This window comes from Arthrobacter sp. Sr24 (assembly GCF_054511175.1).
Genome location: NZ_JBTNDB010000006.1, coordinates 51435 through 73213 on the forward strand (window position 1 = coordinate 51435; position 21779 = coordinate 73213).

The window sequence follows — 21779 nt, forward strand, 5'->3', positions numbered from 1 at the left end:
TCGTACGTGAAAAGGTGCGGATCCCTCTAGAGCCGCGCCAGCCTGGCACGCGCAAAACTGTAGAGCCCGTAGGCAATAAGCCCCACGCCAATCACGATCAAAATGACCTCGCCGAACGGTAGCGCGGTCAGGGACTTCAGCGCGCCGTCCAGGCCTGAAGCATCCTTGGGGTCCAGCTGCACTGCGGCGACCACGAACAGCACGCCGAGCGTCACAATGGCAATGCCCTTGGCGATGTAACCGGTCATTCCCAGCGCATCAACGGCGCGCTTGGCATGACCGGACGGCAGCACAATGTCCTCGTGAAACTTCTTCGTGGCGCCCTTGTAAATGAAGTACCCGCCAATGCCAGCAATGACCAGCCCGACGGCGAAAAGCAGCGCCTGCCCGCCGGGCAGCGAAAGAATCGTTCCGCTAGCTTGTTGCGAACTTTCGGAGGAGTCCGAGGGGTTTCGCAGCGCCAGCGAGAGAGCCGTCGAGGCCAACGCGGCATAGGTGACACCCTTACCGAGCGAAACCAAGCTGCGCACCCACCGCTTTTTAGACGAAGAGCCGATTCCCAATGCGGCCTCGGCAAGGAGCCACAAAGCGAGTGCCACCAATCCCACCACGGTCACCCACAACAGAATCATGCCACCGGGCAGCTTCGCCATTTGGGCGAAGGCCCCGGATTGGTCCGATTCCCCGCCCTGATGATTAGCCACCCGGATGGCGATATAACCCATGAGCAAATGCATGAGCCCATTGGCCGCGAAGCCAATCCTTGCGAAGGCGGTTAGGGCTCGGCTATTTCCGGCCTTGCGGACAGCCTGATGAGCATCGCTGGCCGGATTCATGTTCCATCCACCTGCAGCTGAGATTTGTTGCCGTGGATATTTTCCCCGTGGACGCGAACTGTCCGGTGTGTATCGATGGCCATGATGGCTCCTAAGATGACAAGGGATAGAGAGATGGATGCCGCCGTATCGGTGATCCAGTGGTAGCCAAGGTACAGCCGGCTGATCACTTGCACCACAATGACCACGGCGGAAATGCTGAACAGCAGCACCGTGAGGCTTTGATTCTGACGCCGGCTCGCAATGAGAAAAGCGAGAATGAGCATGAAATCCGCCGTGCCGAGAACGTGGCCGGACGGGAAAGAAAATGTGCTGTCGACGCCCATGAGCATCTGATCCACGGGAGGCCGCGGATGCTGGACAAGCGGTGCGATGGCCTTGGCCAAGATCACGCCAGTGATCATTCCGCCAGCCAACAGAATGGGACGCCAGGCGTGCTTGGCCAACACGGTCCACGCCACAATGACCACGAGGACGATGATGGGCAGCGCAATGGGCCCGAACACCGTAGCCAACAGGGCCATGACGGGGGTGAGCCCGTCGTTGCGCAGCGAGACAAACCACGTTTGCACGGGCTGATCTAGTCGCTGCATCCCGGTTTGGGTCATAACGCTGATAACCAGCATCGTAAACAGCGCCAGCCCCACCACCATGAGCACTAGTGCGGTGCGGTAGAGGCTGCGCCTAGTGGAAGCATCAACGAATCGCTCCTCCACAATGAACTTTTGCCGCCAACTCATTGTTTTCCTTCCATCCCTTGGCTTGCTGGGCTTACTTTTCCGGGGCACTCATCCTGATGGTCAGCGCGCTTGGTTCCACGCTGACTTTGAGGTGGCTCACCTCGCCGAGATGATCGCCGTCGAGCTCGAATTCCTGCGGACTATCCAATTCAATCACTGCGCTCTTGCCCGAGAAACTCTGTACCGACTTAGTGTTCTTGTTGCCCTTGTTAAAGACACCGGCGACGACGCTCAGCCAGCCAAGGCGGCCCCGCGGGGCGAGGACCAGCAGGTCCAAGATGCCGTCGGTGAACAGTGCGTCGGGGAAGATTTGAACATCTCCCATGAGTTTTCCGCAGTTGCCCACCATCACACTGCGCATCTTTCTGTGGATGGGATGCTGTCCCTCGATGGTGATGGTGGCGCCCACCGGCTTGCCCGGGAGCTTGCGGATGCCGGCTTCAACATAGGCCAACCAGCCCACCCGGTCCTTCAGCTCATCGTTGGTGTCTCCCATGATGGCGGCGTCGTAGCCAACCCCGGCGGCGACCAGGAAGATCTGTTCTTGCTTGCCGTGATCGAGCACGGCCTTGACCACATCGATCTTCGTCTCGGAGCCGGAGAGCACACTGCGGGCCGCACCGAGCGGATCGGCGACATCCATCCCGAGGTTCCGGGCCAGCAAATTACCGGTACCCAGCGGCATGAGGCCCATGGCCATGTCCGTGCCGACCAAAACAGCGGCCACGGTGCGGACGGTGCCGTCGCCACCTGCTGCAATAACGACGTCGACCTTTGCCTCCAGCGCCTGCTTCGCCTGCCCCTCGCCGGGATCCTCCTCAGTGGTCTCCAACCACAGCGGCTCGGCCCATCCAGCATCAGTGCACAGCTGGAAGAAATTCGTTTTGAACTCGTCGTCCGGAGCCTTGACCGGGTTGATGACTACGGCGGCGCGTTTGTTCTGCTGCGAGTTGTTCTCGGTCATGACGTCTCCTGAGTGAGCGGATGTGGAACTGGACAGAATAGTAGCCTGTGGAACGGCGCGCGAGGAGCTACTAGAGCAATCCGAGATCGGCGAGTTGTTCCGCCAGACCGGCACCATCTGGGGCCGATACCCAAGGAACATCGCCATGATTGAACGCGGTGGCGTCCTCCTGGGCGCTTGCGTGGCCACCGGCCAGCAACGCTTCGCTGGGGGAGAGCTGGCGGATCGCAACGGCCGCCACCTGCTCCGGATGGTTGCGGGCGAACTCGGCGTAGATTGCGGGATCGTGCTGGCCGTCATCGCCAATCAGGAGCCACTTGATGTCCGGGAATTCCGTGGCCAGTCTGGCCAAGTTGTTGAGTTTATGAAGTTGTCCGCTGCGGAACCAGTGTTGGCGGGTGGGGCCCCAGTCAGTGAGGAGGAGGACTCCGGCTGGATAGAGGTTGCGCGTGAGGAATCGGGCCAGCGCGGGAGCCACATTCCACGCCCCGGTGGATAGGTACAGCATGGGCGCACTAGGGCTGTGTGCCATGATTCGATCCAGCATGACGGCCATCCCCGGCGTGGGTGTCCGGGCACGCTCGCTCAGTACCAGAGTGTTCCACAACGCCAACAGTGGCCTTGGCAGGGCGGTGACCATGACGGTGTCATCAATATCGGACACGATGCCGAACGTTGCCTCCGGATTCACAATCTGCATCTGGGCCTGCGCGGGTTCGGCGCCGGCGCTGCGCAGGGTGATGGTGTGCCAGCCCGGCGGCAATGAGCTTTCTAGGACTACATCCACAAGCCCGCCGGCGTCGGACTGCACGGCATGAGTCACGCCGTCGATCTCTACTTCAATCTGGCTATTGCGCACCGGAACGCTCATAAAAGCTCGCCAACCACGCACCGTTCCGGTGGTGGTGGTTCCGGACGTCCGCATCAACACAACGCGGGCCAGGACACGTACCCAGCTGGTGCTGCCGTAACCGGCGTAAGCCACGACAGTTGGGACGGCGCCGGAGGAGGTGGCAATGCGTGTGCGAAGGGTGTGGATTGCGTCGGCCACGCGCATGACTGGACCCAGGAGTGCCCCTGCTCGTGCGGGGCGCGCGGGGGTACTTGGGGTACTGGAGGCACGTGTGGTGGCGGATGGCTGTGCAGCCGTGGTGCCAAGAACTGGTTTTCGCGAAGACGTAGGCATGGTTCACTGTCCCACAAATGTGGTTGGTGGTGCGAGTAGGCGCGGGGGAGGGCTGGTGTACGGCCGCCGCGGCTGGCATGCTCCTCAGTAGCATGTTTCATCGGCAACGCAGCAGGTTTGCTGCATTGCAGTAATTCGAGCCGAGAATAGGAGCCGTCATGGATATGCGCTTGGAATTGGTCCCGCTACCCACCACTGATGTTGATCGGAGCAAAGCCTTCTACGTTGACCAAGTGGGATTCAATCTCGATCACGATGTGGAGCCGGGCAACGGTATGCGGGTTGTTCAGCTGACTCCGCCCGGGTCCGCCTGTTCCATTGTTATTGGGGTGGGCATCAGCGACCCCACCGCTGCGCCCATCCATGGGCTTCATCTTGTGGTGGATGACCTTGACGCTGTCCGGCAGGCACTGCGAGGCAAGGGTGTGGATGTCTCCGACATTAGCGATATGGGCGGCGGCGTGCGGTATGCCTACTTCAGTGATCCGGACGGCAACTCCTGGGCGCTGCAGCAGATTTCCGGCTCGGCACGCTTGCCTGAGTAGGGCGGCGCGGGCTGGCTAGTTCCTTGGCTGGCCTCTTAGTTCAGCCTCTTAGTTCGCCGGCGCAGCAGCGGCCACTTGCCAGACGTGCCCATCGGGATCGGCAAAAGCACCAACATAACCCCAAGGCTGTTGCGCAGGCGCAGTGACTAGCGTTGCTCCGGCTAGCTGGGCCTTATTGAGAAGATCGTCGACGCCGGATTCGCCGTCTGCTGTGATGCTGATAAAAGTCTCGCTCTGGGTGCTGGATGCAATGTCACGGTTTCCCACCACCCAGCCAAACCCGCCAGTGGGAATGAGCATGAGCCGCACTCCGTCATTGATCTGGAACTGCAATGGTTCCGGGATGCCGTCGTCGTCGGCGGATTCGCCAACAGGGCTCAAGCCGAGTCCTGTTGTGTAGAAGTCGAATGATGTGCGGCGATCCGCGATGGGAAAGCTTATGATTATTGGTGAGTTCTCCATGGTTTCATTATGGGCCTTTGGCCGGAGTCTGCTGGTCGAAGAGTCCTGAATCTCCCAAATGTTCGCTGGGATTCGTCGCGGAACGATCTAACGTCCACAGGATGGCATTTGCTCAATCAGAGCCCAAGCTTTTAGCACCAGTCCTTTGGCGACTGCTAGCGCTTCCAAGGCATCAGACAAGTCCGCCAATTTCTTCTCGGGGACGGGATAGTCGCCGGCGTTTCGTAGCTGTCTCATCCAATGGAAGTCATCTATCAAGTCACCCAGTGGTGGGACCAGCTGTGCCGTCGCTGCTCGCTGCAAGGCGATGTGGCCACCTTTCCCTGTGCCCCACAAACCTTGGTTGACCAAGATTGCATCGAATATTTTGTGCACCGCATCGTAGTACGTCTGGAAGGCTGTTAAGCCCGATAGATTCAGGATCGCATCGGCTGCCCTGATGTGTTCCTCCGCCAAATCGATGAGTGTCACAGCCCATTCTCTGTTTGGTACGACCGTGGAAAGATCACCATCCAGCAGCATGGCGTCTATGGCGGTGCGGTCCTGTTCCCAGCGAGCGATCATCGTCTTTCACCGTCAATGTTCAGTTCAACCATTGGCTTATTCAGAATGGTCACCAGAAAAGGGGCGGCCTTTAGTTCCCAAGCTTCGGAGCCGACACGCTCAATATTGACTTCTTGCCCGGTTAATTGACTGGCCTGAAGAGCTGCCTTCGAGGCGTCGCGCCGAGTAACCTCGCCAACTAACAGGACGTCGATGTCGTTTGGCGCAGCCCCGGGGTGACCGTCATAGCGGGCTGCCCAAGACCCAAAGATGAGTGCGTGCTGTATTCCTGGAACCGTTCGAAGCAGGGACTCGAGGACTACTCGCGGGCCGTAGGAGGCCTCGATAAGGGCCCGTGTTGGACCGTACAAGCGGGCCTCGGTATTGGCGCTCACCAATCGCGATTTTCCTTGGCGTCGGTCTTTGAGTAACTCGGAGTCCACCAGGCGGCTGATCTCGCGGTGGACTGTAGCTGGTAGCGCGCCCACCTTACGCCCGAGCTCCGCAAGCGTATATTCCTTCTCCGGATGGAGCAGCAACAAGGCCAGTAATGCACCCTGAGCATTCGACCGAAGCAAGGGAGCGAGGGCAGAATGTGGAGTCTTCATATAAAGAGAATGCATCTTCACTGTATGTAAATCGATGATTGGTGGGTTTTCTCAAGAAGGCACTCCCATGGCTGGCTGGCCAAGGTCAGCCGATCATTGCGGCCGCGGGTGGGGTTAAACGGAGCAGGGGTTCGTCGAGGTGGAGAAGGAGATCCGCACTGCCGCCGTCGTGACGTGCCGCATCGCGCAGCACGGCGACGAACACGGAATGGAGGACTGCCGCGACGGCCATGATCTCCGAGGTGTTGCTGCTGTGTTGGCTGTGGCTGGCCAAGTAGTCGGCGAGGACGACCTTCGGGCGATCCCAGCGCTTACTTGTCCGATGTGTCGAGCTGCAACGACGAAAGTGTCAGTTTAGCCCCGAACTTGTTGCGCAGGAATGGTTCGGGGTGCCCGTTTACGAAACGTATGGTGATCTGAAACTCTTCAATTAGTGTTGTGCTTGCAGTTTACGAAACCGTTTACGTAAACCGTTTGCGTGATTCCTTGCACACAGGTGTGTGGTACGGCGAGCGGTGGAGTATCCACACCCCAAAGGAGGGCGAACCGTGGCCACTATCCGTGATGTCGCCAAGCATGCTGGCGTGTCTCCGGCCACCGTTTCGAGGGTAGTCAATGGCCTTGTCGGTTATTCTGGCGAGACCCGTGAACGAGTTGAAGAAGCTGTCAAGATTCTTGGCTATGAGCCTGATTCCTTGGCTCGGGGTCTAAAGACTCGGCAGACCGATGTGATTGGCTTGCTGGCGCCTTTGATCTCTGATGCTTTGGCTTCTCAGGTCATGTTTGGAGTAGAGGAAGAGGCGCGAGAACGCGGCTACGCTGTGATGTTGGGCCGTACGGGAGCTCAGTCTGCCTATATTGCCGGCTATTTGAGGACTCTGCGGACGTATCGGGCGGCTGGAGTTATTCTCATCTCTGCAGTGATTACACCGGAGACGAGGCTGCTACTAGGCCCCAAGATTCCGTTGATCTCTGTCGCCATAAGCGACAAATCTGGATCTCCCAGCGTCGCCATTGACGACGAAGTGGCAGCTTATGACGCGACCCGTTATTTGCTGAAGTTGGGTCACCGCCGGATCGGTCTACTTAACGGCGATCTGACTTCGCTCTATGTTGCACGGCCTCGGCAGCGCGGCTACCTCCGTGCGATGAACGATGCGGGTTGCACCCCCGTAACAGCTACTGGCAACTCCTTCTACGAAAGTGGTGCTGCTGGTGTGGAGCAGCTCCTCCAACAGGATCCAGGGCTCACCGCCATTTTCGCGATGAGCGATGAGATGGGGGCTGCTGTTGTCAACGACCTGCATCGGCGTGGAATCCGGGTTCCTGAGGATGTATCCGTTCTGGGCTTCGACAACACCTCAACCGCAGTGCACGTGAACCCGGCACTGAGCACCGTGGGGCAACCACTCGAAGAAATGGGGCGAATGGCCGTGAAAAAGCTGCTCCGCTCCCGTGACCTCGGGCCCAAGATCATGGCACACCGGCTGATCGAGCGGGGCTCCACAGCGATAGTCAACGCAAAAGCCAGGGAATCACTGCCTCCAGACCGTCCGGTGTAATCGTCCTTGATGCAGTAGCCAACGCACTAGATTCCATTTCAACTCCCCAGCGATTTCTGACGCTTCAGGGCGCCCAACGACGTCGCTTCATATTCTGTACGCAAAAAACAGTCCTATTCACTACGAAAACAAGGAGCATCACATGAGGCAACGCCGCCACAATTGGCAAACTCTTCTCGTCGCCAGCGCATCTCTGACCCTAGTTGCCCTCGCCCTCACAGGTTGCGGGGACACCACCACGGCATCGAAGGGTACTCAGGAAGTCTCCAGCAGCTCATTTGAGGGCAGGGGGCCGATCAACTATGCCTCCAACCGTGACGCCTCCGGCGCAGCAGGGAAGAGTATCGAGGAGTGGAATGCGGCTCACCCTGAGGAAAAGGTAACCTTTATCGAGCTGCCGGACAACGCCGATCAACAGCGTCAGCAGCTCGTCCAGAACGCCCAGATCAAGTCAGACACATTCAGTATCCTGAACCTTGATGTGGTGTGGACGGCCGAGTTCGCGGCAAACAAATGGATCATGCCTCTACCCAAGGACAGCATCGACGCCGAGAAGATGATTCCGGCAACTGTCGATGCCGCGACCTACCGCGATACCCTGTTTGGCGCCCCGAACTACACCGACGGCGCCCTGCTGTACTTCCGCTCCGATCTGCTCAAGACTGCGGGAATCGCTAGTCCGCCAACTACTTGGGCTGAGATGAAGGCGGCGTGCAAGCAGATATTGGCCTTGCCTGAAGCGAAAAAGATGTCCTGCTACGCTGGCCAGTTCGACAAGAACGAAGCGCTCACCGTTAACTTCGTCGAGGCTGTGGCCTCAGCTGGCGGCACGGTGGTAGACGCTGCAGGCAAGCCCACCGTGGACACGCCGGAGGCCAAGGTCGGCCTGAACTTGCTGGTAGACGGCTTCAAGGACGGGATGTTCCCGTCAGACGCCATCACGTACTTGGAAGAGCAGGGACGCCGTGCGTTCCAAGATGGCGAGCTAGTCTTCTTGCGCAACTGGCCCTTCTTGCACGCATCCCTCAGTGCCACGGACGGATCCAGCAAGGTAAATGGCAAGTTTGATATCACCTCCATCCCCGGCGTTGACGGCCCCGGCGTCTCTACGCTTGGTGGTCGCAGCTTGGCGATCTCTCCCTTTGCCACTAACAAGGCCACGGCCTTGGAATTCTTGAAGTTCTTCACGAGCGAGGAGCAGTCCGAGAAACGTCTGGAACTTTCATCCCGGGCACCCGTTTACGCATCTTTGTTTGAAGATCCCAAGGTGGTAGCCAAACGACCGTTCTACCCGACGTTGCTTACCTCGCTGAACAACGCGCAGCCGCGCCCCAAGGTGGTTCAGTATGGTGCCACGACCAAGGCCATTCAAGAAGAATCCTATGCAGCTATCACCGGCAAAAAGGACACAGACACTGCGCTGAAGGAAATGCAGGCCAAGCTCGCCGAGTTGTCCAAATAGTTCGGACGCAGTAATCCAGCAGTTCATTCAGTAGACGAACAAACAGTGTTGCTTGGGCGGCCGTCCCGACCAGCCGCCCAAGCAACGTAATCCCAGTGAGGTTTCAGACATGACTACCACCGCCCCGCCCACCGGCGTGCAGAACGGCACACCCCGCGCAGATCCGCCCCGCAAGCGGGTAATGAGAGGACAACGCTCACCAGGTGAAGGCCGGATGGCGGCGATGCTACTCTCTCCCACTATTTTGGTGCTTGCGCTTGTCATTGTTTACCCCCTACTTTCCGCCGTGCATCAGTCGTTGTTCCGTGCAGAGTCGGGACTCGACGCGGACGGTTTCGTCTCCGACGTCAACTCGTTCGTTGGACTTGCCAACTATGTGGATATGTTCGTCGGCGAGTCAGGCCGCAGATTCCTCAACGCGTTGGGCAACACAACATTCTTCACTCTCACTACGGTCTTCCTAGAAACAGTATTGGGACTCACCTTGGCGATCGCCATGAACCGGGCCTTTCGCGGCCGTTCGTTTCTGCGTGCCAGCATTTTGGTCCCGTGGGCTGTTCCTACGGCAGTTTCGGGTCTGCTCTGGCGCTGGATTTTTCAGTCGGATGGCATCGCCAACCACCTGATCGGCAGCGAAGTCCTCTGGGTTGCTGAAGGGAACGCTTCCAAGCTCGCCATCATCATCGCTGAAGTGTGGAAGACAGCTCCGTTCATTGGCCTGCTGGTGCTGGCCGGGATGCAGGTAATACCAGGAGAGGTTTACGAGGCAGCCAAGATTGACGGGGCCGGCTGGTGGCGGCAATTGGTGTCCATCACGCTCCCGCTGGTAAAGCCAACACTGCTGGTAGCTGTGCTCTTTCGTATGCTGGATGCTTTGCGGATGTTTGATTTGCCGTTCGTCTTGATCGGCCCGGGCAAGGAATCTGTGGAGACCCTGTCCATGTTGGCTTGGGATGAATCCAATCAGTTACGTCACGGCTCGGCGTCGGCGTTCGCCGTCGTCCTTTTCCTTTACGTCGCCGTTGTGGCGATCGTCTTTGTAAAGGTCCTCGGTGCCGATGTTACCGGCGCTAGAGAACTGAAGATGTTGTCCAAAAAGAGCCGCGCGAAAGCAAAGCAAATCCAAAAGAATTCTGAGCAGAAGAAGTCCGAGGCTATCCGATGACCATCACCGATCTTCGTGACGCCGCAGCCTCATCCGGCGTCGTCAGCAAATCCGCAAGCGGCGCCGGTGCCGGCCGCCAGAAGCCCAAAGAGAAGCGCACCTGGCGTTCGTACAGCATTTATGTTGGCCTGGCCCTGATCTTCATCTACTGCCTAGCGCCGTTCTATTGGATGTTGGTGTCCAGCCTGCGCCGTACCGCTGACATCTTTGACAACTCCCTGCTGCCTGCACCCTTCTCGATAGAGAATTACACCAAAGTCTTTGACGGCTCCACCATGTTTGGACAGGCACTGCTGAACTCGCTCATCGTGGCCACCACAACCACAGTGTTGGCGCTGATCTTGGGAGTTTTCGCCGCTTATGCAATTTCCCGGCTGAGCTTCCCATTCAAGTCGGTAATCCTCGGTGTCATCATTGCGACCTCAATGTTTCCGGGCATCTCCGTGGTGGTCCCGTTGCTGCGGCTCTTCACCGACATGGGCTGGATCAACAGTTACCAAGCCATGATTGTCCCCAACCTCTCCTTCGCAATCCCGTTGGCGGTCTGGAACCTGACCACGTTCATGAAGGCTTTGCCCTTCGATCTTGAAGAAGCCGCCATGATTGACGGCTGTACCAAGTGGCAGGCGTTTAGGCGCGTTCTGCTCCCGCTCGCGGCTCCCGGTGTTTTCACGACCGCGATCCTGACGTTCATCCACAGCTGGAACGAATTCATCATTGCCTTGTCGATGATCAATGATCCGCGGATCCAGACGGCAACCGTGGCCATCTCCAAATTCACCGGAGCCACGGAATTCCAAGCTCCCTTCGGTGAGCAAATGGCGGCAGGCGTAATTGTCACCGTGCCGCTAGTAGTAATGGTGCTGATCTTCCAGCGCCGAATCGTTGAAGGACTGACCGCGGGAGCCACCAAATGAGCGAACAAACTCTCACCGTTGCAGGAAATAGCGGTAGCAATACAACGGGGGAGTGGTGGGAATCCGCCGTCATTTACCAGGTCTACCCCCGCTCCTTCGCGGACGGCGACGGCGATGGTGTGGGCGACCTGGCCGGACTCATCACCCGGCTGCCCTACATTGCTGATCTTGGTGTGGACGGCATTTGGATCACCCCATTCCAGCCTTCTCCGCAGGTAGACCAAGGCTATGATGTGAGTGACTACTGCGGCGTGGACCCGCTTTTTGGGACCATGGAACAGTTTGACGAGCTACTGGAACTTGCCCACTCGTTGGGTCTGCGGATCCTGCTCGATGTTGTCCCCAACCACTGCTCCTCCGAGCACCTTCTTTTTCAGCAAGCGCTCCAAGCAAGTCCGGGATCACCGGAACGGGACATGTTCCACTTTGTAGCCGGGCATGATGACGCATCGGCAGCCGATGACCCGACTGGTGGGGGAGACGCACCCCCCAATAACTGGCAGAGCGTTTTCGGTGGCCGGGCTTGGAGCCGCGCCAATGCTGATTCCAGCACGGATCATGATTGGTACCTTCACCTCTTCTCGGCGGGCCAACCCGACTGGAATTGGCGCAATCCCGCAGTGGGAGACTACTTCGAATCCGTTCTGCGGTTCTGGTTCGACAAGGGCGTTGATGGACTGCGCATCGATGTGGCTCATGCGCTGTTCAAAACTGAAGGCCTACCCGACTCGGCCTCCGCGGGCGACGTAGTAGACGGCCTGCGGTCCAACCCGGAAGTCTCGGACCAAGAAGAAGTTCACGAGGTCTACCGACGCTGGCGGACTCTGGCAGATCAGTATGAACCGCACCGTTTGCTCGTGGGGGAGGTCAACCTCGAACCGGCTCGGGCCGCGCGCTACACGCGGGCCGATGAGCTGCAACAGGCGTTTGCCTATGCGTTCGTGAAGCTCGGATGGAAACCCCAGGAGTGGGCAACAGTAGGCAATGACCTAGAGGCTGCCCGCCAGCAGCATGGGGCCACACCCACATGGGCGCTGGAAAACCACGATATTGTCCGCTCTGTAACCCGGTTTGGCGGCGGGGAACTGGGCAGCACCCGTGCCCGTGCGGCTCTCGTGGCATTGCTCGGTCTCCCAGGACCGGCCTACCTGTACCAGGGGCAAGAGCTCGGTTTGGCTGAGGTTGACGTCCCGGGGGAAGCCCGCGTCGATCCGATGTGGGATCGCGGCGGTGTCTGCAGGGACGGCGCCCGTGTTCCCCTGCCCTGGACAGAGAATGCCGCGCAAAATTATGGATTCGCGATACCCGAAAGTGGTGTGGCGGCTGAGCCATGGTTGCCAACTCCTCCGGGATGGGGAGCGCTCGCCATTGAAAAGCAACAGCAGGATGCTGGATCGTCACTGACACTTGTTGCCACGGCGCTGGGGCTGCGCCGGACCATGTGGCAGGAAGGCATTTTCACTGCGAACGACGGCGGCAGCTGGCGGGTTGAATCAGGGAACCTTTTGATCTGCGAACGGAGCCCTGAGTTCCTGGTTGCGATCGCTATGGGCGAGGAGCCCGTGCAACTGCCAGCCGGTTCAGTAGTTCTGAGCGCTGCGCCGCTTGAAGAGCCCGGCTGGTTGCAGCCGAATAACGCGGTCTGGTTGCTGCGGAAATAGCAGCATGGCCCGCCGCACCTCCGTCTCTGGGGAGTGGCGGACTGGATACGGTCATGGTGACACTGGGGCTGATTCTGTGGCGGGAGCCCACTCCTTCAGCGCGAAGGGGTGGGCTCCCGCCGTCGTACTTCATAGGAAGACTAGGCAGGCGGCTGCCGGTCCCCACCGAGAGGTTTTGTGCTGCTGTAGTCCTCGAGCGACGTATTGAAGCGCTGGAGGCCGTCCGCCAAGTGATTGACGTCGGCATCGGTCCAGTCAACAAGTATCTTTTTTAGCGCGGTGGTTGAATGGTCGCGCGCGGCGATAAGTTGCTCTTGACCTAGCTCGGTGAGGGCAAATTTCCGGGCCACGCCGCCGTCGCTATCTAGTATTCTTTCCAAAAATCCGGCACGCAATGCTGCGCTGGTCTGGCGTTGCAAGGTGGAGGCGTCCAAGCGGAAGGCCTCGCTCAGGTCTCCGATAGTCATGGGGCCATGTTTGTCGATCCGGCTCAGGAGCAGATAAACGCTGCGGTCGATTCCGTCATAGTGGCGATGCTGGGCAACCGTGTAGCGGTTCAACATCAACTGGGCGTATTCGATATCTTCGATGCGGCGTTGCATGCGACACCTCCTTTGTTACCGCCACTCTAGCCCAAATGTGTATTAAGCACATTTGGGCCTCTCTGTGTATAGTACACATTCTGTGCATAGTGCACATCAAGACGTGAAGGGTTCTTTTGTCTAGCTCAGTTTCGCCCCGCCGCCCCGGCTTTTTGATTGGGGTTCTGGCCACCGCAGGTATTGCCTCGGCGTTCACCCAGACCATGGTGGCGCCCCTTATTTCACAGCTGCCCGTCATCTTTGAAACCTCCGCTGCCAACACTGCGTGGATCATCACGGCAACACTGCTGGCCGGTGCGGTATCAGTGCCCATTGCAGGCCGCATGGGCGACTTGTTCGGAAAAAAGAAGATGATGCTCCTGCTGACGCTTCCTCTGATTCTTGGTGGCATTGTTTGTGCCGTGGCGCCATCGGTGGAGATCATGATTGCCGGACGAGCCCTGCAGGGGCTTGGCTCGGGGATCGTCCCGCTAGGTATCGCCATGTTGCGGGATCTGGTTCCCAAGGAAAAGCTGTCCGCGGCGATCGCTACGGTAAGCGCCACGCTGGGTGTTGGTGGCGCTGTTGGCCTGCCCGTCTCCGCTGCCGTGATTGAGTTTGCCGATTGGCGCGTGCTGTTCTTCGCCAGCGCGGTTGTCACATTGCTGGTGGCAGTGGCTATCTGGAAATTCATTCCGGTCACTGCCTCTGGCGCCGCTGGTCAACGCTTTGACGGTTTGGGTGCGCTGGGCCTGGCTATCGGTCTGATCTCGCTCATCCTCGCGGTATCGAAGGGCTCCGAATGGGGTTGGGCCTCCATGACTACGTTGGGCTTGTTCGCTCTGGCGGTGGTTTCCTTTATCTTGTGGGGCTTTTGGGAAACGCGGACCAAGGACCCTCTGGTAGACCTGCGCACCACGGTACGGCCGCGTGTTTTGCTGACCAATATCGCCTCAATTTTCGTGGGCTTTGGCATGTACGCGAGCATGCTCGTTATGCCACAGATCCTGCAGCTGCCCGGTTCTACCGGTTACGGACTGGGCCAATCGATCCTCGCCGCAGGCTTGTGGCTGGCTCCTCCGGGACTGATGATGATGTTCCTTTCTCCGGTGGGTGGGCGGTTGAGTAACAAGCGCGGCCCGAAGTTCACGCTGGTGCTGGGCGTCTCGATTCTCGCGCTCGGTTACGGCGTGGGTGTGTTGGGGATGGGTACCACTTGGGGAATTTTGGCGACAGGTTTGGTCATCAACAGCGGTGTTGCGCTGGCGTACGGCGCAATGCCCTCCATCATCATGAGTGCGGTGCCGCTGAGTGAAACCGCGTCCGCCAACGGCTTCAACACCTTGATGCGTTCACTGGGTACCACTGTTGGTGCCGCGGTGATTGGCTTGGTGCTGGCCCAAATGACCATACCGCTGGGTGGGGTTGAGGTCCCCTCCGAAGCAGGATTCCGTACCGCTCTTATTATTGGTGCCGGCGTCTCAGTTGTTGCCGCTCTTATTGCGGCGTTCATCCCGGCCGCCAAGGCGAAAGCCGCCGAGCCTGTGCCGGCGCTAGAGAAGGAACTCGTGACAGCTGGGGCGTAATACTGCTTCACCCGGGATTTCCCGAAGCGTTCTCATGCCCTTGTGAATGTTCGACGGCGGGCCGGCTCACCTTGGGTGGGCCGGCCCTTTTTCGCGCCCCAATTTGGCGGCGTCTTCTGCCGCGGTGAGGCGTTGGGCGCGCGCAACAAAAAGGTGAACTGGTGTAGGCGTGGCCCCTGAATTTTGATATGTTGCTAGTCACAGCAAATTGGATTTGTTCGAGTGAGGACCCATGGCATGACTATTCAGCAGACACAACGCAGCGTCCCGGAGGACACCGTCCCGGCAAGCAGCGCCCAAGAAAGCAATTGGGCAGGCAATTACCACTACCGTGCCACGGTGATCCACCATCCGGAGTCCGAAGCGCAAGTGCAGACCTTGGTGCGAGGGACCAGCTCGGTTCAAGCGCTGGGTTCTAGGCATTCCTTCAACGCCATTGCCGATTGTGACGGGATCCAGATCTGCCTCGACAAGCTGTCTGTTCCTATCCGCATCGATGAAGAGGCCATGACGGTCACCGTGGGTGGCGGAAGTAATTATGGTGCTCTGGCTGTGGAACTGGCGGCCCATGGATTCGGGCTGGCGAATCTAGCGTCCTTGCCGCATATCTCCGTAGCCGGTGCCATCGCCACGGCCACCCATGGTTCCGGAGATGAGAATGCAAACCTGGCAGCCGATGTCGTAGCTCTGCGCTTGGTGGACGGCACCGGGGAGATTCGCACCGTGAGCCGGGCAGAGACGGACGATTTTGCCGGGTACGTGGTGGGTCTGGGCGCGCTGGGCATCGTAACCGAAGTGACGCTGAGCATCGTGCCCGCGTACACCGTGGCGCAGCACATCTATCTGGGCCTCGCGTGGGATGAGGTGCTGGCCGATTACGACGCCGTCACCTCCCGGGCGTACTCGGTCAGCCTGTTCACGGACTGGAGCGGGGAGACGGTGGGGCAGGCGTGGTTCAAGCAAAAGATTGGTGACGGCCGCAGCACTGACTACCCTGCAGAGTTGCTGGGCGGGAGCGCAGCTACTGACGGTGTGCATCCGCTGCCGGGAGTCTCAGCCGTGAACTGCACGCAGCAGCTGGGTGTAGCCGGGCCGTGGCAGGACCGCCTCTCACATTTCCGAATGGACTTCATGCCCAGTGCGGGCGAGGAGATCCAGTCCGAATATCTGATCGATCGCATCCACGCTGTTCCCGCCATCAAAGCCCTCCGCGCCCTCAGCTCCGTGATCACTCCGCTGTTGCAGGTGGGGGAGATCCGCTCCGTTGCTGCCGATGACCTCTGGCTCAGCACCGCCCAGGGGCGGGACAGTGTGGCATTCCACTTCACCTGGTTCCGTGATCAGGCCGCCGTTGAGGCTGTGGTGAAACTCGTGGAAGAAGCGTTGGCCCCCTTTGCTGCCCGCCCGCATTGGGGCAAGGTGTTCGACGCCGATGCCTCCTTGCTAGCGCCGCTCTACCCGCGCTTTGCTGACTTCAAGAAACTGGCGCACCAGCTGGATCCTGAGGGCAAGTTCCGGAACGAGTTCTTGCAGCGGGTGGTCTTCGCCCAGTAGTTGCTGTCACCGGTGTCACCGCCATAAAAGCACAAGTGCGTATCCCCTTAGCTCCGGTTAGCTGAGTGTTTATGTGTAAATGCGGGCTAGAAGTATCCGTGCGCTGGACTTGCTTCAGGCGGTTCAGCAGCCGAGCTGCGGTTCAGTGACGCCGCCGAGACTTCCGCGCGCCTCGAGTGTTCACTTAAGGTACGCTTTTGGACGTTTTGGGCCCTACAACGTACATCAACTGCACACTCGAGGCTGGTCACATAGACAATTGCGGTCCGGGACTCGACTTCGGGGCTCTCAGGCGGGGAATCCAGCCCTGAAAGTCCTCGTCAGGAAGCTGCCCGATGTGAATCCGGGGACGAACCGATTCCTGCGTACCCGCGTACCCGCGTACCCGGCATGCTATCGCCGGTCAGGTCTGCTGGGGTCTACCTCCTGAATCCGATGACACAAACTGAGCTAACCGGATACGCGCTAAAGCACATAAAAAGAACTGCTGTGCCGGATCGTTTCCGGTACAGCAGTTCTTTTTATTGGTGCGCGTAGATGACGGCTGTGGAGTCAGGACGGACTACTTCGCCTCAACAGTTTCAACGGCAGCTTGTGTCAGGGGTACCGCCGGTGGGCGCTCGCAGCTACTGGTGATGGTGACAGCCTGGCCCGTGTGGGCCGACTTCAGCAGGGACTCCATGACCTCCAATGTGTGGAACGCCAACTTGCCGCCCGCCCGTGGCTCGTGGCCAGCGGGGGTCAGCGCCAGATCCTGCAGGCCAATGCCGCGGCTAGAATCCACATATCCGCCGGAGACGGGCAGTGTTTGCCACCCGTCACCGCCCAGTGCATACAATTTCACGTCACCGTCAAAGTGATTGGGATCCGGCACCATGAGGGAACCGGTTTCACCGTGAATCTCAATGTTGGTGGCACGCGTTGCCACAGCATCAAAGCTCATCACGAGCGTGGATAGTGCCCCGGATTCGTGGATCAGGATACCGGTGACGTGGGTGTCAGTACTCACGGGCACCGTTTCGCCGGCGCGCGGACCGCTGCCAATAGTGCGCTCGGCACGGGTGTGGCTGGCGGCGCCGACCACTGAGGTCACCGGCCCCAACAGCGTCACGAGAGCTGAAACGTAGTACGGGCCCATATCCAACAGCGGCCCTCCGCCGGGAACATAGTAGAAATCCGGGTTCGGGTGCCAGCGCTCATGGCCCGGGCACATCATGGTGGCTGTGGCCGAGATGGGGCGCCCAATCAGGCCATCGTCAATAGCTTTGCGGGCCGTCTGTGTCCCCGTGCCCAACACGGTGTCCGGAGCGGAACCCACCAGCACTCCTGCGGCAGCAGCAGCTTCAAGAACAGTTGCGCCCTCAGCGGTGGTGGCAGCCAGGGGTTTCTCGCCATACACATGCTTGCCAGCAGCAATGGCTTGCAGCGCAATCTGCGCATGCGCGGCAGGAATGGTCAGGTTCAAGACCAAGTCCACCTCGGCGTCGTCCATTAACTGGGCAACGGACAGGGCGCGGACACCCGGATTTTCGGCGGCCACAGCCTCGGCACGGGCCACATCCAGGTCAGCCACGGCCACGAGCCGGACGGCGTCCAGCGTGGGGAAGGTCTTGAGGTATTGGGTGATGATATTGCCGCAGCCGACAATTCCAATGTTCAGGGGAGTGGTTAGCGGCTGGCCCACAGCATGCCTCTTTCTACGATGGTTTTGACGTTGGGATCTTCAAGAATGTCGACGTGGTGGCCTGGGGTGGCGACAAAAATGCGGCCCTTGCCCCAGAGCCGGGTCCAGATGGCGGGGGAGGTGACCTCGCGGTGCCACGGATCCCATTCACGCACCTTTTGGGTGGTGGTGGCCAAGACGTCAATGTAGCTGTCGGCGAGAACCCAGTACTGTTCGGTGACTAAATCAAAGTCAGCGATGCCCTCGGTGATGGGGTGCGCGGCGGCGGCCGGGGTCATATTGACGGTGTATGGGACGTAATTATCAGACTGTTCACCCTCACACTCATCGGGATGCTTGCCGGGATGGCAGGCGAACTGGCCACCAATGAGGTGCAAGTAGTCGGAGTTGTTCCGGTAGGAATCGGCAATTCCGCCGTGCCAACCGGCCATTCCGGTCCCTGCCTCAATGGCGGCGCGGAGGCCCTCAAATTCGGCCTTTTCAATGGTGGTCATGGTGTTGCACTGGACAATGAGATCCACGGTGGCCATGTAGTCTGCGTCGGCGTACACAGCCGGGCTTTCCTCCACACGGACGTCATAGCCGTTATCTTTCAGGTAGGGAATGAAGAGCTCGGTGGTTTCCACGGGCTGATGCCCGTCCCAACCGCCGCGCACGACGAGTGCATTTTTGGAGCTCATGCTTTGTTTCCTTTGATTGTGGTCCATTGGCTGTTATTGGCGGCGCTGTCTTCAACGGCGGCCAAGACTTTTTGGACGCCCAAGGCGTCGCGGAACGACGGCGTGGGTGCCGTCTTGTTGCCCAGTGCGGTCACCAGATCCACCACTTGGTGGGTGAAGCCATGCTCGTAACCGAGGCCGTGCCCGGTGGGCCACCAATTCCCCACATAGGGGTGGACGGGTTCGGTGACCATGATGCGGTGGAAGCCGCGGGCGTCTTGGGCATCGGTGCCGTCGTAGAACTGCAGGAAGTTCATGTCCTCAAAGTCGAACGCCAGCGAACCGAGCGTGCCGTTCACTTCTAGACGGTTGGCGTTCTTCCTGCCCAGAGCGGCACGGGTCGCTTCAAACACACCCACCGCACCGCCGTCGAACCTTGCCGTGAAAAGTGCGGCGTCATCAACGGTGACGGGCCCGCGGGGAGTGGCTTCAGTGACGTCGCCATGTCCACCTAGGCCCACCAATTCTCCGCCCATGGGACGTTCCTTGGTGAATGTTTCCATGATGGCTGAGACGCCGCTGATGTTGTTCCCCGTCACAAACTGGGCGGCATCAATGCTGTGCGCGCCAATGTCACCAAGCGCGCCGGAGCCGGACTTTTCCTTGTCCATACGCCAGGTCAGCGGCGCGTTGGGATCGCTGAGCCAGTCCTGCAAATACTGGGCGCGAACGTGGCGGACGGTACCGATCCGGCCGTCCTGGACCATGCGCTTCATCTGAGCCAGCGCTGGCGTGCGCCGGTACGAATACCCGCACATGGAAAAGACGCCTTTAGCGGCAGCCTCCTCCGCGACGGCCGTCATCTCCTGCGCCTCTTCGACGCTGTTGGCCAACGGCTTCTCACACAACACATGCTTGCCGGCCCGCAACGCAGCAATGGCAATTTCGGCGTGGGTGTTGCCGGGGGTGCAAATATCGATCAGGTCAATGTCGTCACGCTCAATGAGCGCCCGCCAATCCGTTTCCACCGAACCCCACCCCATGCGCTGAGCGGCATGTTCGACGGCGGAGAGGTTGCGTCCGGCGATGGCCGTCAGCTCCGGGATGAGGGGCAGATCGAAGAAGCGGTGTGCAGAGCGCCAAGCGTGTGAATGAGCGGCACCCATGAACGCGTAGCCGGCCATGCCTACCCGCAGTGCGGGGGCAGAGAGCTGAGCCATGGAAGAAATCCTTACTGCTAGTTGGTGATGTGAGTGGGGTGTGGCTGATTTACTTGCTGAAGCCGGCAGTGAGCCCGCTCAGGAGCTGGCGGCGGCCGATGATGTACAGCACCAAAACAGGCAGCGTGCTCAGGACCACGGAGGCCAGAACCGCCGGGATGTTGACGCTGAATTCACCCTGGAACGTCCATAGCCCCAGCGGCAGCACCCGCAGTTCCGGACTTTGAGTCAGGATCAGTGGCAAGAGGAAACCGTTCCAGACACCGAGCCCGTTGTAGATGCCGACCGTGACAATGGCCGGCTTTGTCAGCGGTAGGGCCAGACGCCACATGGTCTGCCATTCGCTGCAGCCATCTAGCCGCATGGACTCGAACAGTTCGTTCGGCACGTCGCGGATGAAGTTGCACATGATCAACACGCTCAGGGGGATAGCGAAAGCAATGGAGGGCAGGATGATCGCGAGCAAGCTGTCGTAGAGGTTCATCTTGATGATCATCAAGTACACCGGGATGATGGTGGCCTGCAACGGAATGGCCAGACCCATCAGGAACAAGGCGTTGACACCCTTGAGGAACTTGCCGTTGCCTCGAACAATGGCGAAGGAGGCCATGAACGCCACAGCCAGCGTGGGGATGACCGCACCAACGGTGATGATGACGCTGTTGAAGAAGTACCGGGTGAAATCTGCCTCAATCACCATCCTGTAGTTCTCCAGTGTGGGTGCCGCGGGCGGGGCCAACGGGTTCTCACTGAAATACCCCGCCTGAGTCTTCAGGCTGGTGATGACAATGTAATAGATGGGGATGATGGTGACGGCAAGCCACAGCCAGCCGGCGGTGCCGCCCGGTAGATTCAGTTTGCTGAAGCTGCGCTTGAACTTACTGGAGCGGGCAGGCTCCGCAACGCCATTTTTCCGGGCCCCTAAGGGCTTCAGTGTTGTCGTCATGTTACATACCTTCCAATTGGCTACCGCCGCGGTCCTTGCCGCCCAAACGCTGCAGGAACAGTGCCATGAGCAGTCCAATCACTACAAGAATCACTGCCACAACGCTGGCCGGGCCCATGAGGTTGGCGCGGAAACCCGTCAGGTACATGTCCAAGGGAAGGATGCGGGTGGCGTTGCCGGGGCCTCCAGCGGTCAGTACAAAGATCAAGTCGAAGTACGTCAACGCACCCACTGTCATCAGCGTGGAGGAAGTGATGATGGTGTATTTCAACTGCGGAATGGTGATGAAGAAGAACTGCTTCACCTTCCCGGCACCGTCAATCTCCGCTGCCTCATAAATTGAGCGCGGAATCTGGCGGACGCCACCTTGATAGATCAACGTGTGGAAGGGAACAAACTGCCAGGCGATAACGAAGATGACAACACCCAGGGCCAGCTTCGGATCGCCTAGCCAGTCCTGCGCGAGGAAGGGCAGCTTGAGTCCGGCAGCTAGACCAAAGTTGGGGTCCAGGAGGGCCTTGTAGGCGATGGCAATGGCTGCCGAGGACAAGAGCAGCGGCAAGAAGTACAGCACAGCGAGGAACGCCCGGTACTTCTGACTGCCTGCCGTGAATACGCCCAACAACAGGCTCAGTGGGGTCTGAATGAGCCACGAAACAATCATGACCACAAACGTCAACCACAGGGCGTGATACATCCCAGGGTCTGCAAAGACTGTCAGCCAGTTACCCATCCCGGCCAGGGTGATGGCGCCGATGCCGTCCCAGTTGGTGAAGCTGAGGATCAGGACACCTGCAAGCGGGATGATGGCGAAGGCGATGAAGAAGATCAGCGCCGGAACGGCAAGCCAGTTGAGCGAGCCAGTTTTCCCTTTAGATACTTCTTGGCTCATTTTTTT

The 21779-nt window shown here is 59.3% G+C and carries 21 protein-coding genes; 8 read left to right on the top strand and 13 right to left on the bottom strand.

Annotated features, from left to right (window positions below; translation table 11 throughout):
- Positions 1 to 26: 26 nt before the first annotated feature.
- From ACX80D_RS06040 to ACX80D_RS06055, 4 genes are all read right to left on the bottom strand, one after another.
- Complete coding sequence (locus ACX80D_RS06040; protein ID WP_459321743.1) at positions 27 to 836, bottom strand: DUF1206 domain-containing protein; 810 nt, start codon at positions 834 to 836, stop codon at positions 27 to 29.
- A complete protein-coding gene (locus ACX80D_RS06045; RefSeq protein WP_459321744.1) occupies positions 833 to 1576 on the bottom strand; it encodes a phosphatase PAP2 family protein in 744 nt (247 codons plus the stop codon). The genes ACX80D_RS06040 and ACX80D_RS06045 overlap by 4 nt, the downstream gene beginning before the upstream one ends.
- Positions 1577 to 1607: 31 nt before the next feature.
- Positions 1608 to 2540 carry a diacylglycerol/lipid kinase family protein gene (locus ACX80D_RS06050; protein ID WP_459321745.1) on the bottom strand — a complete coding sequence of 311 codons (933 nt, stop codon included), beginning with the start codon at positions 2538 to 2540 and terminating at the stop codon, positions 1608 to 1610.
- A gap of 70 nt (positions 2541 to 2610) precedes the next feature.
- Positions 2611 to 3597: an App1 family protein gene (locus ACX80D_RS06055; RefSeq protein WP_459321847.1), complete on the bottom strand. Its 987-nt coding sequence runs from the start codon at positions 3595 to 3597 to the stop codon at positions 2611 to 2613.
- A gap of 287 nt (positions 3598 to 3884) precedes the next feature.
- On the opposite strand from ACX80D_RS06055, the gene ACX80D_RS06060 reads away from it, so the two are divergent.
- A complete protein-coding gene (locus tag ACX80D_RS06060; protein ID WP_459321746.1) occupies positions 3885 to 4271 on the top strand; it encodes a VOC family protein in 387 nt (128 codons plus the stop codon).
- 48 nt (positions 4272 to 4319) lie between these two features.
- On the opposite strand, the gene ACX80D_RS06065 is transcribed toward ACX80D_RS06060, so the two are convergent.
- The 3 genes from ACX80D_RS06065 to ACX80D_RS06075 form a co-directional block, all read right to left on the bottom strand.
- Positions 4320 to 4733 carry a VOC family protein gene (locus ACX80D_RS06065; RefSeq protein ID WP_459321747.1) on the bottom strand — a complete coding sequence of 138 codons (414 nt, stop codon included), beginning with the start codon at positions 4731 to 4733 and terminating at the stop codon, positions 4320 to 4322.
- An 87-nt stretch (positions 4734 to 4820) separates the two neighbouring features.
- Positions 4821 to 5297 carry a hypothetical protein gene (locus ACX80D_RS06070; protein WP_459321748.1) on the bottom strand — a complete coding sequence of 159 codons (477 nt, stop codon included), beginning with the start codon at positions 5295 to 5297 and terminating at the stop codon, positions 4821 to 4823.
- Positions 5294 to 5884, bottom strand: coding sequence for a helix-turn-helix domain-containing protein (locus tag ACX80D_RS06075; RefSeq protein WP_459321749.1), 591 nt, complete (start codon positions 5882 to 5884; stop codon positions 5294 to 5296). The genes ACX80D_RS06070 and ACX80D_RS06075 overlap by 4 nt, the downstream gene beginning before the upstream one ends.
- Before the next feature lie 548 nt (positions 5885 to 6432).
- Here ACX80D_RS06075 and ACX80D_RS06080 point away from each other — a divergent pair.
- From ACX80D_RS06080 to ACX80D_RS06100, 5 genes are all read left to right on the top strand, one after another.
- Positions 6433 to 7446 carry a LacI family DNA-binding transcriptional regulator gene (locus ACX80D_RS06080; RefSeq protein WP_459321750.1) on the top strand — a complete coding sequence of 338 codons (1014 nt, stop codon included), beginning with the start codon at positions 6433 to 6435 and terminating at the stop codon, positions 7444 to 7446.
- Between the two features lie 142 nt (positions 7447 to 7588).
- Positions 7589 to 8908 carry an ABC transporter substrate-binding protein gene (locus ACX80D_RS06085; RefSeq protein WP_459321751.1) on the top strand — a complete coding sequence of 440 codons (1320 nt, stop codon included), beginning with the start codon at positions 7589 to 7591 and terminating at the stop codon, positions 8906 to 8908.
- Positions 8909 to 9017: 109 nt separating this feature from the next.
- Entirely contained in the window at positions 9018 to 10073 is a 1056-nt protein-coding gene (locus ACX80D_RS06090; RefSeq protein ID WP_459321752.1) for a carbohydrate ABC transporter permease, read from the top strand.
- The gene (locus tag ACX80D_RS06095; protein ID WP_459321753.1) at positions 10070 to 10990 is read left to right on the top strand and encodes a carbohydrate ABC transporter permease; all 921 of its coding nucleotides are present in this window, start codon (positions 10070 to 10072) and stop codon (positions 10988 to 10990) included. The genes ACX80D_RS06090 and ACX80D_RS06095 overlap by 4 nt, the downstream gene beginning before the upstream one ends.
- Entirely contained in the window at positions 10987 to 12651 is a 1665-nt protein-coding gene (locus ACX80D_RS06100) for an alpha-amylase family glycosyl hydrolase (protein ID WP_459321754.1), read from the top strand. Before ACX80D_RS06095 ends, ACX80D_RS06100 begins: the two co-directional genes overlap by 4 nt.
- A gap of 140 nt (positions 12652 to 12791) precedes the next feature.
- Here ACX80D_RS06100 and ACX80D_RS06105 read toward each other — a convergent pair whose 3' ends face one another.
- Positions 12792 to 13253 carry a MarR family winged helix-turn-helix transcriptional regulator gene (locus ACX80D_RS06105; RefSeq protein WP_459321755.1) on the bottom strand — a complete coding sequence of 154 codons (462 nt, stop codon included), beginning with the start codon at positions 13251 to 13253 and terminating at the stop codon, positions 12792 to 12794.
- Between the two features lie 116 nt (positions 13254 to 13369).
- Here ACX80D_RS06105 and ACX80D_RS06110 point away from each other — a divergent pair, with 116 nt between their 5' ends.
- Positions 13370 to 14818 carry an MFS transporter gene (locus ACX80D_RS06110; protein WP_459321756.1) on the top strand — a complete coding sequence of 483 codons (1449 nt, stop codon included), beginning with the start codon at positions 13370 to 13372 and terminating at the stop codon, positions 14816 to 14818.
- 237 nt (positions 14819 to 15055) lie between these two features.
- Entirely contained in the window at positions 15056 to 16372 is a 1317-nt protein-coding gene (locus ACX80D_RS06115) for a D-arabinono-1,4-lactone oxidase (RefSeq protein WP_459321757.1), read from the top strand.
- A gap of 562 nt (positions 16373 to 16934) precedes the next feature.
- Here ACX80D_RS06115 and ACX80D_RS06120 read toward each other — a convergent pair.
- Genes ACX80D_RS06120 through ACX80D_RS06140 form a run of 5 tightly spaced genes read right to left on the bottom strand, consistent with a single transcriptional unit; the run spans position 16935 to position 21773 of the window.
- Entirely contained in the window at positions 16935 to 18056 is a 1122-nt protein-coding gene (locus ACX80D_RS06120; RefSeq protein ID WP_459321758.1) for a Gfo/Idh/MocA family protein, read from the bottom strand.
- Positions 18041 to 18736: a ThuA domain-containing protein gene (locus tag ACX80D_RS06125; RefSeq protein ID WP_459321759.1), complete on the bottom strand. Its 696-nt coding sequence runs from the start codon at positions 18734 to 18736 to the stop codon at positions 18041 to 18043. The genes ACX80D_RS06120 and ACX80D_RS06125 overlap by 16 nt, the downstream gene beginning before the upstream one ends.
- The gene (locus ACX80D_RS06130; RefSeq protein WP_459321760.1) at positions 18733 to 19935 is read right to left on the bottom strand and encodes a Gfo/Idh/MocA family protein; all 1203 of its coding nucleotides are present in this window, start codon (positions 19933 to 19935) and stop codon (positions 18733 to 18735) included. Before ACX80D_RS06130 ends, ACX80D_RS06125 begins: the two co-directional genes overlap by 4 nt.
- Before the next feature lie 49 nt (positions 19936 to 19984).
- Positions 19985 to 20881, bottom strand: coding sequence for a carbohydrate ABC transporter permease (locus ACX80D_RS06135; RefSeq protein WP_459321761.1), 897 nt, complete (start codon positions 20879 to 20881; stop codon positions 19985 to 19987).
- A gap of 1 nt (position 20882) precedes the next feature.
- Positions 20883 to 21773, bottom strand: a complete 891-nt coding sequence (locus ACX80D_RS06140; RefSeq protein ID WP_459321848.1) for a carbohydrate ABC transporter permease — start codon at positions 21771 to 21773, stop codon at positions 20883 to 20885.
- Between the last annotated feature and the right edge of the window lie 6 nt (positions 21774 to 21779).

Excerpts from the sequence above, each read along its gene's own strand:
- ACX80D_RS06040 (WP_459321743.1), bottom strand. The coding sequence starts at position 836 with ATGAATCCGGCCAGCGATGCTCATCAGGCTGTCCGCAAGGCCGGAAAT.
- ACX80D_RS06045 (WP_459321744.1), bottom strand. The coding sequence starts at position 1,576 with ATGAGTTGGCGGCAAAAGTTCATTGTGGAGGAGCGATTCGTTGATGCT.
- ACX80D_RS06050 (WP_459321745.1), bottom strand. The coding sequence starts at position 2,540 with ATGACCGAGAACAACTCGCAGCAGAACAAACGCGCCGCCGTAGTCATC.
- ACX80D_RS06055 (WP_459321847.1), bottom strand. The coding sequence starts at position 3,597 with ATGCGCGTGGCCGACGCAATCCACACCCTTCGCACACGCATTGCCACC.
- ACX80D_RS06060 (WP_459321746.1), top strand. The coding sequence starts at position 3,885 with ATGGATATGCGCTTGGAATTGGTCCCGCTACCCACCACTGATGTTGAT.
- ACX80D_RS06065 (WP_459321747.1), bottom strand. The coding sequence starts at position 4,733 with ATGGAGAACTCACCAATAATCATAAGCTTTCCCATCGCGGATCGCCGC.
- ACX80D_RS06070 (WP_459321748.1), bottom strand. The coding sequence starts at position 5,297 with ATGATCGCTCGCTGGGAACAGGACCGCACCGCCATAGACGCCATGCTG.
- ACX80D_RS06075 (WP_459321749.1), bottom strand. The coding sequence starts at position 5,884 with ATGAAGACTCCACATTCTGCCCTCGCTCCCTTGCTTCGGTCGAATGCT.
- ACX80D_RS06085 (WP_459321751.1), top strand. The coding sequence starts at position 7,589 with ATGAGGCAACGCCGCCACAATTGGCAAACTCTTCTCGTCGCCAGCGCA.
- ACX80D_RS06090 (WP_459321752.1), top strand. The coding sequence starts at position 9,018 with ATGACTACCACCGCCCCGCCCACCGGCGTGCAGAACGGCACACCCCGC.
- ACX80D_RS06095 (WP_459321753.1), top strand. The coding sequence starts at position 10,070 with ATGACCATCACCGATCTTCGTGACGCCGCAGCCTCATCCGGCGTCGTC.
- ACX80D_RS06100 (WP_459321754.1), top strand. The coding sequence starts at position 10,987 with ATGAGCGAACAAACTCTCACCGTTGCAGGAAATAGCGGTAGCAATACA.
- ACX80D_RS06105 (WP_459321755.1), bottom strand. The coding sequence starts at position 13,253 with ATGCAACGCCGCATCGAAGATATCGAATACGCCCAGTTGATGTTGAAC.
- ACX80D_RS06115 (WP_459321757.1), top strand. The coding sequence starts at position 15,056 with ATGACTATTCAGCAGACACAACGCAGCGTCCCGGAGGACACCGTCCCG.
- ACX80D_RS06125 (WP_459321759.1), bottom strand. The coding sequence starts at position 18,736 with ATGAGCTCCAAAAATGCACTCGTCGTGCGCGGCGGTTGGGACGGGCAT.
- ACX80D_RS06130 (WP_459321760.1), bottom strand. The coding sequence starts at position 19,935 with ATGGCTCAGCTCTCTGCCCCCGCACTGCGGGTAGGCATGGCCGGCTAC.
- ACX80D_RS06135 (WP_459321761.1), bottom strand. The coding sequence starts at position 20,881 with ATGACGACAACACTGAAGCCCTTAGGGGCCCGGAAAAATGGCGTTGCG.
- ACX80D_RS06140 (WP_459321848.1), bottom strand. The coding sequence starts at position 21,773 with ATGAGCCAAGAAGTATCTAAAGGGAAAACTGGCTCGCTCAACTGGCTT.